Raw genomic sequence first — 12068 nt, 5'->3', positions numbered from 1 at the left:
GCACCGGGCAGCAGCCTTGGAGACGATCCCTCAAGGCTGGTCGGTAGCCTGGCTGTTACCGTTGAGTGATGTTGATTCCGCCAATTGGCCCGGGCTTCTTGCGGCGTGTCGCCGCAGGTGGCAGCCGGCGTGCCGCCTGAGAGACCGGGTTGTAGACAGTGTCATCGTTCTTTTCCGGCTTAGGGATTGGGTTAGGCACGGGCCTAGGAATGGCGGCGGCCGCGAGAGGGTTTGCCATCGCTCGGCGGAGAGACGCCAAATGGAAGGCCAAGCACCCCGGACAATTGCCGGGAGCGAATCCGAAAGCCGGAGTGCTATTCGCGGTATCACAACACCAGTCGGATGCGGCGGCGCAGTTGGTCCTTAGCGCCTTTGTGATTGTGTTGGGGCTGATTCTTGTGCCCCTGGGCTTTGTTTTTGGCCATGCCTGGGAAACGAAAGCCGGCGGCATAACTGTGCTGGTCGCAGGGTTGGTCTTGTTGGTGATTTCAAGAGCCTCAAAGGCCCACCGAATCGAGGTTTTCGAGTCCTACCTGGTGGTACACCGTCTTCGCAAGCCGCCCCGCCGGGTGGCTGCCAGTCAGATTGAGGCGCTGGGGACGCCGCTTTACGCCAACACTGAAGTCGGTCTGGTTGGTAAGAATGCCAAGGGTCGCAAGCTGTTCAAAGCCCGTGGGACGTGCCTTGGATACATTGAGTTCATCGATTGGTTGACAACCAATTGCCCCGAGCTGCCTTTGCCCAGCTCCACCTTCAGACCTGGCTTTTAGTGGTTGCTTGGTTGCCTGGCCGGGCGTGGGCGAGTGGACCGGTCAACGGTGGGCGGCGGCATCGGGCGACGGCGGCGGCACCGGGCAGCAGACCAAAGCACAGCGTCACTCCCGTTTTCTCGCGAGGTTGAGGTTTCGCATAAGCCCCGGGGCGAGGGCTGGCACCAGGCAGCAGGGCAAGATCACTATCCTGTACCCCGATGAACGCGCCAACCTACGCCATACGCACGCTCGGCTGCCAAATGAACCTGCACGACGCCGAGCGGATGGCCGGGCTGCTCGAAGAGGCCGGCTACGTGCCAGTCCCAGGCCAGGGCGGTATCCGGACCCAGGGTATCCCGGAGGCGGATGTGGTGGTTATCAACACCTGCGCCGTCCGGGAAAACGCCGCCACCAGGCTATACGGCAACCTGGGCCAATTGCGCGAACTAAAGAAGCAGCGACCAGGAATGCGCATCGCCGTTGGCGGCTGCTTGGCGCAGCACGAACGGAACCTGATTGTCGACAAGGCGCCGTGGGTTGATGTTGTCTTTGGCACCCACAACCTCGGCTCGCTGCCTGGACTCTTGGAGCAAGCCCAGGCCACCAATCGGGCTCAGGTCGAGATCGCCGAAGAGCTGGCAGTGTTTCCTTCCGCCCTGCCGGCCAGGCGTGAATCGGTTTATGCCGCCTGGGTGTCGATTTCGGTGGGCTGCAACAACACTTGTACCTTCTGCATTGTGCCGCAGCTGCGCGGGCGCGAACGCGACCGGCGGCCGGCCGAGATTCAGCGCGAGGTCGAGGCGGCGGTGGCGGCCGGGGCCATCGAGGTCACCTTGCTGGGTCAGAATGTCAACTCTTATGGCGCCGGTTTTGGCGACAAGGGTGCTTTCGCCAAGCTGCTGCGCCGGGTCGGTGCCACCGATGGGCTCGAACGCCTGCGCTTCACCTCACCCCATCCGGCCGCGTTTTCCGAGGACGTCATCGAGGCCATGGCCGCCGTGCCGGCGGTGGCGCCGCAACTGCACCTGCCGTTGCAGTCCGGGTCGGACAGGGTTCTCAAGGCCATGCGCCGCTCCTACCGGGCCGCTCGGTTCCTCGAGTTGGTAGCCGGCGTTCGGGCGGCGATTCCTGAGGCGGCCATTTCAAGCGACCTGATTGTTGGCTTCCCGGGCGAGACCGAGGCCGATTTCCGTCAAACCCTCGAAGTGGTCGAGGCCGCCCAGTTTGCCTCTGCCTACACTTTTCTCTTCTCGCCTCGCCCTGGCACGCCGGCCGCCACAATGGCTGGTCAAATGCCTACTGAGGTGATGACGGAGCGCTTCGACCGGCTCGTCGCCCTGCAAAACCGGATCGCCGAGGTCCAAAGCGCCAAGCAGGTGGGCCGCGTGGTCGAGGTCCTGGTAGCCGAGGGTGAGGGCCGCAAGGATGCCGCCACCTTGCGTGTGAGTGGGCGGGCCTTCGATGGCCGCCTGGTTCACGTTTCCTTGCCCGATGCCGGCTCCCACCCTCTGGATCCCAGACCGGGCGACATTGGCCTGCCGGACGCCGCCTCCCACCCTCTGCATCCCAGACCGGGTGACATTGGCCTGCCGGACGCCGCCTCCCACCCCCTGCACCCCAGACCGGGTGACATTGTGCGGACCGTGGTGACAGGTTCGGCGCCTCATCACCTGTTGGCTGACGCGGCGCCTCAGGGTGGATTGTTCGAGGTCAGCCGGACCCCAGCAGGTGACGCCTGGGACCGGAGCCAAAACCCCCCAATTCCGCGACCTTGAGCTTTCGCATAAACCCTGCTTAGCCAGTCTTTTCACCCGCGAGATTGAGCCTTGGCATAATCCACGGTCTTTGCCGAAACTCGACCTCGCGGGTGTCTGGACTGAGCCGACCGTTGTGCGAATGCTCAACTTCGCGGTTTGGGAGCTGGCGGGGGAAGTGGACCTTGGGGGTTGCGGAGATACCCCTGGGGGTATATTGTGAAGGCATGGACCAACAAAGAGTGGTAATTGTCGGGGGAGTGGCCGCTGGTATGTCGGCCGCCGCTCGACTGCGTCGACTTGACGAGAATGCCCAAATCACGGTGCTAGAACGCGGCCCATATGTCTCATTCGCCAACTGCGGCCTGCCCTACTTTGTAGGCGGCGAAATCGAAGACACGGACGCCCTACTACTGCAAACCCCGCAGTCGCTGCGGGCCGGTTTCGACCTCGACGTGCGAATCAATCACGAAGTGATTGGCCTGGCGCCGCTGGCCAAAACCGTCCAAGTGGCCACGCCTGAGGGCGAAATCGCAATGCCGTACGACCAACTAATACTGGCGCCAGGGGCCGACCCAGTGGCACCGCCAATCGAGGGCCTCGACAGCCCCCGTTGTCATTACCTGCGGACTGTCGATGACGCTGTCAGAGTTAGGGACAAGGTTGACGGGACCGCTAGCCAGGCAGTGGTGCTTGGGGCCGGTTTCATTGGGCTCGAAGCGGCGGAAGCCTTACGGCATAGAGGCCTGGAAGTAACCGTGGTCGAGGCGACTGACCACATCCTGCCGCCAGCGGAAATCGAAATGGCCAATTTGCTGGCGGACGAACTACGCGGCATGGGCCTGGTTCTGCGTGAAGGCATCTTGGCCAAGCGGATCGAGGACCAGAGCGATGGTTGCCTGGTGCATCTGTCGAACGGCGAGGCCGTCCCGGCTGACCTGGTAGTAGTCTCGACCGGCATCCGTCCGGCCACGGCTGTCTTCGAGGCGACCGGGCTGGCCTGTGACAAAGGCGCCATTGTGGTCGATCAACACGGACGCACCAACCTGCCAGACGTGTTCGCCGCCGGCGATGCCGTGGTCTCGCAGGAAGCCGTCACTGGGGCCAAGCGCCCAGTACCGCTGGCCGGGCCAGCCAACCGGGCCGGAAGGCTGATAGCAGACGCCATTGCGGCGCCATCGGCCCGCCCCCAGCCGCAGCCATTGGGTACGGCCATAGTCCGAATCGGCGAGTTGACCTGCGCATTAACCGGCGCAAACCGGGCTGCCCTAGTCCGCGCCGGTCGGCAGTTCACCACCGTTCATCTCCACCCGCTCAATCACGCCGGCTACTTCCCCGGGGCCAAACGGCTCGACTTGATGGTCCACTTTGATCCGGTCAGCGGCGAGTTGCTGGGTGCTCAATGCGTTGGCCAGAACGGCGCCGACAAGCGGATTGACGTGATTGCCACGGCCATGCGCGGCGGGCTGAAGGCTGCCGATTTGATGGATCTGGACCTGTGCTATTCCCCGCCTTATGGTTCTGCCCGCGACGCCATCACCATGGTCGGTCTACTGGCGGACAATGTCATGACCGGCCAAACCACCTTGTGGCAGCCCGAGCAATTGGCCTGGGCCAGGTCTGACGAGACGCTTCTTCTTGACGTACGCAGTCCGGCCGAGTTCGCCACCGGTCACCTGCCGGAAGCCACCAACATCCCCCACACCAAGCTGCGGGGCCGGCTGGACGAGGTCCGGGCCGCCGCGGAAGGACGGCCTATCGCCGTAATGTGCCAGTCGGGTGTTCGCAGCTACATTGCGCACCGAATCCTGGTGGGCGCCGGCTTCGACTCCTCGACCCTGAGCGGTGGCATGCTGACGCTGCGTGCCTACCTGGGCAAAGATGCCGAAAGCGTGTTGGTGAAGTGACCACCACCAGACTCCAACCCCAGGTCAAGGTGAACCGGCCTGGCCAAGGTGGCCCCGCGGCGGCATCGGCCCAACCGGTACCTGAAGAGGTCCGCCGCCAGGTCCTTAACCGCCTAAACCGGGCCTATGGCCAACTCGGCGCGCTAATTAGGGCGGTTGAGTCCGGCACCGAATGCCGCGCGGTTATCACGCAGCTGTCCGCAGTCTCCGCAGCGGTGGACCGCGCCGGTTTTGCCATCGTGGCTTCAGGCATGAAGCAATGCCTGGCCCCGGCGGCGAACGGTTCGAACGGACCGTCCATCCAAGAACTCGAGAAAATGTTCATGATGCTGGCCTAGGGTCTGTCCCCTGGCCTGCTGAGAAAAACAGAACCAACAAACCCAACCGAAAGGCAATCCTTATGTGCTCTCCCACCAAATGCCGCGTCTGCGGCAAGACCACTTGGGCTGGCTGCGGCCAGCACATCGCCCAGGTCAAAGCCACAGTGCCGGCCGACCAATGGTGCGGCGGCAAACACAGCCAGGCTGAGGTCGATGCGGCCAAGCCAAAGGGCTTCTTGGGGAAGCTATTCGGCTAGTCTGTTCCCTGCCGTGGCCGTCAAGGCGGTCAGGGCCCAACAGGACTATCCCCCCTCCTTCGCGAGAGTGAGGCTTGGCGTCGTTAGCCAATCCTCGCTCTCGCGGCGGTTAACCTGGACCTGTGAGGTGGGGGTCAGATGAACGCCCTAGGATGAAACCCGTGGACACTGACCAATTGGTGGCCGCCCTGGGGCGGGCCATGGGCGGCCGGATCGATAGCTCGGCCCTGACCAGAGGGCTATATTCGACCGACGCCTCGAACTACCGGGTAGTGCCGCAAGTCGTGGTCTTCCCCAGAGACAGCGACGAGGTTGCGGCGGTGGCCGATGTCGCGCGGAGCCTATCCGTGCCCCTCACCTCACGCGGGGCGGGCACCAGTTGCGCCGGCAATTCGATAGGCCCAGGCATTGTGGTTGACTGTTCGGCCCATTTGAACCAGATCTTGGAGCTGGACCCTGATGCCCGCACGGCCAGGGTTCAGCCGGGCCTGGTAATGGATGTGCTCCAGGCCGCCGCCAAGCCGCATGGTTTGCGTTTTGGGCCAGATCCCTCAACCCATTCTCGCTGCACCTTTGGTGGGATGATTGGCAATAACGCCTGCGGAAACCACGCCGTGGCATACGGCCGCACGGCGGACAACGTCGAGGCCTTGGAGTTGATTGACGGCAAAGGCCGTGTCATCAAGGCGGACTGCGACCTTTCGGTCGTGGACGGACTGGGTGCGTTGGTCGAGCAACACCTGGCCACGATTCGCACCGAATTCGGCCGCTTTGGCCGGCAGATTAGCGGCTATGGCTTAGAGCACCTCTTGCCGGAGCACGGCACCCGCCTGGCCCGGGCTCTAGTCGGGTCAGAGGGCACCTGCGGCATCGTCACTGAGGCCACAGTCAAGCTGGTTGACCTGGCCACTTCGCCGTATTTGGTGCTGTTGGCCTACGACTCGCTGCCGGAGGCGGGCGATGCAGTACCCGGTCTGCTCGGTTTCAAGCCGCTGGCCCTAGAGGGGCTCGACTCGAAGCTGGTCGACGTTCTGCGGTTACGCCGCGGGCCTGCCGCCGTGCCGGAACTGCCGGCCGGTGGCGCCTGGCTGATGGCCGAAATGGCAGACGATTCAGCCGTCAAAGAGCTGGTGGATGCGTCTGGCGCCCTGTCCAGCCGGGTCCTGCCATCCGGCCCGGAGGCGGCTCAGATCTGGAAAATCCGCGAAGACGGCGCCGGCTTGGCCAGCCGCACGCCCAGCGGCCACCAAGGCTCGGCCGGATTCGAAGACGCCGCCGTGCCGCCGGCCCAGCTGGGGGCCTACCTGCGCCAATTCGACCGGCTGATGAACGAGTTTGGCCTTGAGGGCATCCCCTATGGCCACCTTGGCGACGGCTGCCTTCATATCAGGCTCGACTTTCCCCTGGAAAACGACGGTACGGTCCTGCGTCAGTTCATGGAACAAGCGGCTGACCTGGTGGTGGCCCATGGTGGTTCACTTAGCGGCGAGCACGGTGACGGCCGAGCCCGCTCAGAACTGTTACCCAAGATGTACTCGACTGCCGCGATTGAGTTGATGGGCCAGTTCAAGGCCCTATTCGACCCGGATAACTTGATGAACCCCGGAGTCAAAGTTGATCCGGCACCGTTGGACCAAGACCTGCGCCGCCCCGCCGCCAGGTCCCAGCCAGCCGCCGGTGGCTTCCAGTTCGCCGAGGACGGCGGCGACATCACCCGAGCCGCCCACCGCTGCACCGGCGTGGCCCGGTGCCGGACCGACACCGCCGGTTTCATGTGCCCATCGTTCCTGGCCACCGGCCGGGAAGAGGATTCGACCCGCGGCCGCGCCCGGGTTTTGCAGGAGCTGGCCAACGGTTCGTTGATTGGTGGAGGTTTTGGATCCGGCGAACTGGCCCAGGTTCTGGAGAACTGCTTGGCTTGCAAGGCCTGCTCCTCGGACTGCCCGGCCGGCGTCGACATGGCCAGGCTCAAGTCGGAGACCTTGCACCGGCGTTACAAGGGTCGCCTGCGCCCACCCAACCACTACTTGTTGGGATGGCTGCCACGCTGGACCCGCTTGGCGGCCAAGGCGCCGGGTCTGGCCAACCTGGTTTTGCGCCTGCCCGGCCTGGCCAAACTGGCCTTGGGCGCGGCCGGAATTGACCGCCGTCGTTCGCTGCCGCGCTTCGCCCCGGAAACCTTCCACCACCAGGCCGCCAAGTTTGACTTGGCCAGCCCCTTGCCCGATGTCGACGCTAAAGTTGCTGGTCAACGGCCAGTCATTTTGTGGGCGGACTCGTTTTCGAGTTCGTTGGTGCCGGCGGTTGATTTGGCCATTGTTGAGGTTTTGCGGACCGCCGGGCACGACGTCTACCTGGCGCCGCCGTCGGTCTGCTGCGGGTTGACTTGGATCACCACCGGTCAGCTGGGCTCGGCCAAGCAAAAGCTACTTGGCCTGCTCGAGGTCTTGGGGCCGTTTGCCGTCAATGGCGTTGACATTGTCGGGGTCGAGCCGAGCTGCATGGCTGTGCTGCGCGGTGACCTGCCGGATCTTTTGCCGGGCGACCCCCGGGCAGCGGCAGTGGCGGCCCAGACCAAAACCTTGGCCCAGGTGCTGGCAGCCGATCAAGCCGCTGGACACTGGACCCCGCCGCGTTTGGACGGCCAGCGGATTGTGGTTCAGCCGCACTGCCATCACCATTCGGTTATGGGCTACCAGGCTGACCTGGCCCTACTGCGATCAGCCGGGGCCGAGCTAACACTGTTAGAGGGTTGCTGCGGCATGGCCGGCAACTTTGGCATGGAAAAAGCCCACTACGACATTTCGGTCAAAGTCGCCGGGCGCCAAATGCTGCCAGCCTTGGCCAGCGAAGATGACCCGGTGACTTTGCTGGCGGACGGCTTTTCCTGCCGCACACAAGCCGCCGATCTGGCCGGAATCGAAGGGCTTCACCTAGCTCAGGTACTGCTGCAGGCCCGTGCCGCCAACTAACTGTGGCCGCCTGATCGCGGTGGTCGGTCCCACCGCCACCGGCAAATCAGCTCTAGGCCTTGACCTGGCCCAACACTTCGACGGCGAAATCATCGGGGCCGATGCCATGGCGTTGTACCGCGGCATGGACATTGGCACGGCCAAAACCCCCAAGAACCTCCGACGCGGTGTGGTGCACCACCAAATCGACGTTCTTGATGTGACCGAGGAGGCCTCGGTGGCGGCCTATCAGCGCCAAGCCCGGGCGGCAATTGACTCGGTCTGGTCCAGGGGAAAAGCCGCCATCATGGTTGGTGGTTCCGGTCTATACGTCAGGGCGGCCTTGGACCTAATCGACTTCCCCGGTACCGACCCGGTGATCAGGCGCAAATGGGAGGAGTTAGCTGCGGCGCGCGGCTCCGACTACCTACACGGCGAACTGGCGGCGCGAGACCCGGCCGCAGCCAGGGTCATTGCGCCGGAAAACACCCGGCGCCTGGTCAGAGCGCTTGAGGTGATCGAGCTAACCGGCGGCCCGTTCATCGCCCAGCTGCCACGCCCTGATTCTTGGCGACCAGTCACCTACATTGGCATCGATTTGCCTGGTGAACAGCTCGACCACCGCATCAATCGGCGAGTCGACTGGATGTGGCAGGCCGGACTAGTCGATGAGGTGGTGGCCTTAGAGCGCCAAGGGCTGCGCCGCGGGCGAACCGCACCGCGGGCCATCGGCTACGCCCAGTGCCTGGCCCTGCTGGATGGTGAAGTTGGCGCGGCTGAGGCCAGGGACGGCATCGGGCAAGCCACCCGGCAGCTGGCGCGGCGCCAACGCAAGTGGTTCAAACGCGACTCCCGCATCAACTGGCTTCGAGCCGGTCCTGACGTGACCAGGCAAGCCATCACCTGGCTGAGCGGCTAGTCTGGGCTGGTGGATTCGGGTCGGTCAGGTGCACTTAGTGGCCTGCGTTATGTCAAAGGGCATGGCACGGGTAACGACTTTGTGCTGTTCGCCGATCCTGATGACCGAATCGACTTTGGCTCCGAAATGGCCCGTCTGCTGGCCGACAGGCGTCACGGCGTTGGCGGCGACGGGGTCATCCGGGCGGTGCGATCTGCGGCGCTAGTAGAAGGTCAGTCGGTGCTCAAGGCTGAGCCTGGGGCCGAATGGTTCATGGACTACCGCAACGCCGATGGGTCACTGGCAGAAATGTGCGGCAATGGGGTTCGGGTCTTCGTGGCCTTCTTGGTGGCTGGAGGGTTGCTGGCGCTGCCCAAGGGTGCATCAGTCGTGGTTGGAACCAGGGCTGGTGCCGTACGGGTGGCCCGGCTGGGCGCTGAGTATGCGGTTGACCTGGGGGGATGGTCCTTTCCCGGTGGCAGTGAGGCGTTCGCACAGGGCTGGGATTGCCAAATCAGGGCCCGGGGTATTGATCGTCCTTTGCAGGGGTTGTCGGTGTTGCTGTCCAACCCCCACGCAGTGGCGGCCGTAACTCAATCGGAGCTGGCCGCCTTGGACTTGAGCCAAGCGCCGGAGGTGACGCCGGCCCCGGCGGACGGCGTCAACGTCGAATTCGTGGTGATCGATCAAGCTGGCTCAATCGAAATGCGAGTCTACGAACGCGGCTCGGGCGAAACGCAGTCCTGTGGCACCGGCGCGGCGGCGGCCGCCGCCGCCGCTTGGGCCTGGTCCGGGCCAAATGGGCCTGCGGCCTGGTCGGTCAAACTGCCCGGCGGCCACCTGGGTCTGCGCCTAGTCTTCGACCCGACCCACCCCCCCCTCCCAACCCCCCCTCTTCCCGCGAGGTCGAGCTTTGGCACAACTGACAACCAGATAAGGGAACCTGAACAAAGCGAGAACTGGATCCTATTGACCGGTCCGGCGCAACTGGTGGCCGAAGGCACCATTTTGTAGGCGCCTGTTTCCCACCCCGGCCCGCCCGCAACTCCCCACTTCCCGCGAGGTCGAGCCTCGGCTAACACGCCGACCGAAGTAGCGGCATCGGCTAACAGACTGCGCGCCAAATCGACCCGTCGAATAGTCCGCTGGCGGCAAAGGGCAGCGGTTTTTGGTCGCCAGCCCAGCTTGGGCTGGTAAATACATACCCTGGAGTCGCTTGAATCAGGTGCGACTCTCCGGCTCGGGTATCAGTCGCGCGGGCGGCGGCGGCGCCGGGCTGGCTGGATGGTCTTCTCGCGCCGCTGCCGGCAGTAGCGCTGCCAGGCCGGGGCCTTGGGCAGTTGGGGCCCACCGGGTTCACCCGGCTCAGCCAAGAGTGCGCGGTCTGGGAACAGATATTGGTGCAGTAGCTTTATGGCTCTGACCTTGTCGAACATCACCGTAACCGCGTCAAGCCGCAGCACCTCGAAGCCAGTTTGGCCAAGTAGCCTGTCCCTTTCGTGGTCCTTATTGGGATCCCGGTGGTACCGGGCGCCATCCACTTCAACTACTTTTCTGAGTCCTTCAACCAGTACATCGACAGAGACCAATTCCCGGTTGACCAGACGAATTGGAGCGTTGGCCCGCCAAGCCTGGTCCGGCAGGCCAAGCGACTGCCGAATCAACAAATGGCAGTCCAGCTCGGCCAGGGAGGCGGCGTTGGATTCGACCATGTCCTTGTACCAGTGCAGGCGCCGCGCCCCTCGGTAACCGCGTCGTCGGTTGGCGATCCGCCTAAAGGTGCGCGGGTCAACTATGCGGCGGGAGATGAGCCAAGACAGTAGAGGATCGGCCTGGTCTTCCGGCAGGTAACGCAGCGCATCGACGATGGCGGCGTCCAAGGTCTGGACCCTGACCTCGCCAAACGCGATGGTTTGCTCGTCCTTTGGGACCTTGATTTTTAGGGCTTGAAGGTTGGTCTGGTGGCGGCGAGCCACCGGCACAGCCACTTGCAGGCGGTCCCGGTTGGGAATTGGAGCATTGGGCAGGTGCAGCTTCAAGGCTGAACAGCCCCAGACCACGCCGTCAGGCCAAGTCAGGGAGGCGGCCTTGGCCCAGCGAGGTATGGTCAAGTCGCCGGCCGGCTGGATCAGGGCCTTTCCAGCGGCTTTGACCACGCGACCTTTTCTGACCCCATATGTCACCTGGCCGCGGGTTAGGCCCTGGCGAAACAGCTCCATCCGGGAAAACACCCCACCTGCAGCGCCACTGGTACCTGTCCCGCCTGCCGCCAATTGCCTGTCCAACGCCGTTGCCATCGTCATGCCGTTAGTCTTCACCCAACCACGGACATCACCCCCTGCCGGGATGAAGGCGCAGGTCAAGGAGGACTCTGTGCGAAGGCTCAATCTCGCGGGAAATGGGACGCGCGGGAAATGGGGCTGGTCAGATCCGGTCTTGTGCGAAGGCTCAATCTCGCGGGGAAGGGGGCGGGGTGCGTGTAGGGGAGTGGAGCGGGTTGGGAAGAGGGTTGGGGAGCGGGGTGCGTGTAGGGGAGTGGAGCGGGTCGGCGGCGCTGAGGACGCGGAGGACGCGATAGCCCTTGGCACTGGCCAGTTTGGAGGTGGGCCAGCCTTGGTGGTTCAACCAAGCCAGCAAGGAATCGGCCCCAAGGTGGCGTTGAACCACCAAATCGGCCCAGCCGCCGGGTTCTAGACGGCCCAGCCAGGTGGTCAGCAAGTTGTGCAGAGCTGCCTTGCCAATTCTGATTGGCGGATTCGACCAAATCACGTTGGGCCGCAGCTCAGCGGCCTGATCTGGGGTGGCGACACGGAGGTTGTCAAGCCCGGCTGCCTGGGCCGTCAAAGCAACTAGTTGGAGGGCGACCCGGTTGACGTCAACTGCCCAAACTTCGGCAGATGGTGCCGCCTTGGCCATAACCAAAGCCAGAGGTCCCCAGCCGCAGCCAAGGTCAAGCAGCCGGTAGCCGGCCGGTAGGTCCAGTCCAGACCCGGCCACCGTGCGCAGCAGCACCTGAGTGCCCAAGTCGACCCTGGCAGCGGAAAACACGCCCGGCGCCGTTGCGACCCGCCACTTTTGCCCGGCCAGGGTGACATTTCGCCATGTCACCGAACTGGCGTCAAGCTCGCCATCGGCGCCGGAGGCGAAGTAGTGTGGTGAGTCCGGGGTCAACACGCAGGCAACCGTACCAGGGGAGAAAATGACATCTGACGATCCGATTGAGCGGATC

At 64.0% G+C, this 12068-nt stretch carries 11 protein-coding genes; 8 read left to right on the top strand and 3 right to left on the bottom strand.

Annotation, left to right across the window (positions count from 1 at the left end; all coding sequences use genetic code 11):
- Positions 1 to 55: 55 nt before the first annotated feature.
- Entirely contained in the window at positions 56 to 199 is a 144-nt protein-coding gene (locus tag FWD29_05465; protein ID MCL2803385.1) for a hypothetical protein, read from the bottom strand.
- A gap of 85 nt (positions 200 to 284) precedes the next feature.
- Between FWD29_05465 and FWD29_05460 the strand changes: the two genes are divergently transcribed.
- The 8 genes from FWD29_05460 to dapF all read left to right on the top strand — a co-directional run bounded on the left by FWD29_05460 (position 285) and on the right by dapF (position 9853).
- On the top strand, positions 285 to 770 hold the full coding sequence (locus FWD29_05460; protein MCL2803384.1) for a hypothetical protein: 486 nt from the start codon (positions 285 to 287) through the stop codon (positions 768 to 770).
- 200 nt (positions 771 to 970) lie between these two features.
- Positions 971 to 2527 (top strand): tRNA (N6-isopentenyl adenosine(37)-C2)-methylthiotransferase MiaB, encoded by a 1557-nt coding sequence (gene miaB / locus FWD29_05455; protein ID MCL2803383.1) that lies wholly within the window; start codon positions 971 to 973, stop codon positions 2525 to 2527.
- A 206-nt stretch (positions 2528 to 2733) separates the two neighbouring features.
- Positions 2734 to 4413 (top strand): FAD-dependent oxidoreductase, encoded by a 1680-nt coding sequence (locus FWD29_05450; protein MCL2803382.1) that lies wholly within the window; start codon positions 2734 to 2736, stop codon positions 4411 to 4413.
- A 29-nt stretch (positions 4414 to 4442) separates the two neighbouring features.
- Positions 4443 to 4751: a metal-sensing transcriptional repressor gene (locus FWD29_05445; protein ID MCL2803381.1), complete on the top strand. Its 309-nt coding sequence runs from the start codon at positions 4443 to 4445 to the stop codon at positions 4749 to 4751.
- 62 nt (positions 4752 to 4813) lie between these two features.
- Entirely contained in the window at positions 4814 to 4990 is a 177-nt protein-coding gene (locus FWD29_05440) for a hypothetical protein (protein ID MCL2803380.1), read from the top strand.
- Positions 4991 to 5151: 161 nt separating this feature from the next.
- The gene (locus FWD29_05435; GenBank protein MCL2803379.1) at positions 5152 to 7962 is read left to right on the top strand and encodes an FAD-binding oxidoreductase; all 2811 of its coding nucleotides are present in this window, start codon (positions 5152 to 5154) and stop codon (positions 7960 to 7962) included.
- Positions 7949 to 8860, top strand: coding sequence for a tRNA (adenosine(37)-N6)-dimethylallyltransferase MiaA (gene miaA, locus FWD29_05430; GenBank protein MCL2803378.1), 912 nt, complete (start codon positions 7949 to 7951; stop codon positions 8858 to 8860). Before FWD29_05435 ends, miaA begins: the two co-directional genes overlap by 14 nt.
- A 9-nt stretch (positions 8861 to 8869) precedes the next feature.
- Positions 8870 to 9853 carry a diaminopimelate epimerase gene (gene dapF / locus FWD29_05425; protein MCL2803377.1) on the top strand — a complete coding sequence of 328 codons (984 nt, stop codon included), beginning with the start codon at positions 8870 to 8872 and terminating at the stop codon, positions 9851 to 9853.
- Positions 9854 to 10086: 233 nt separating this feature from the next.
- Here dapF and FWD29_05420 read toward each other — a convergent pair whose 3' ends face one another.
- Positions 10087 to 11142 carry a DUF559 domain-containing protein gene (locus FWD29_05420; protein ID MCL2803376.1) on the bottom strand — a complete coding sequence of 352 codons (1056 nt, stop codon included), beginning with the start codon at positions 11140 to 11142 and terminating at the stop codon, positions 10087 to 10089.
- Positions 11143 to 11287: 145 nt separating this feature from the next.
- Entirely contained in the window at positions 11288 to 12067 is a 780-nt protein-coding gene (locus FWD29_05415) for a class I SAM-dependent methyltransferase (GenBank protein MCL2803375.1), read from the bottom strand.
- Between the last annotated feature and the right edge of the window lies 1 nt (position 12068).

Source organism: Micrococcales bacterium, assembly GCA_009784895.1.
GTDB lineage: Bacteria > Actinomycetota > Actinomycetes > Actinomycetales > WQXJ01 > WQXJ01.
The sequence above is the reverse complement of the archived record's forward strand: the minus strand, read 5'-3'. Positions and strand labels throughout refer to the sequence as shown.

Bases quoted from the DNA above. Each gene is read 5' to 3' on its own strand.
- miaB (MCL2803383.1), top strand. From the start codon at position 971: ATGAACGCGCCAACCTACGCCATACGCACGCTCGGCTGCCAAATGAAC.
- FWD29_05450 (MCL2803382.1), top strand. From the start codon at position 2,734: ATGGACCAACAAAGAGTGGTAATTGTCGGGGGAGTGGCCGCTGGTATG.
- FWD29_05440 (MCL2803380.1), top strand. From the start codon at position 4,814: ATGTGCTCTCCCACCAAATGCCGCGTCTGCGGCAAGACCACTTGGGCT.
- FWD29_05420 (MCL2803376.1), bottom strand. From the start codon at position 11,142: ATGACGATGGCAACGGCGTTGGACAGGCAATTGGCGGCAGGCGGGACA.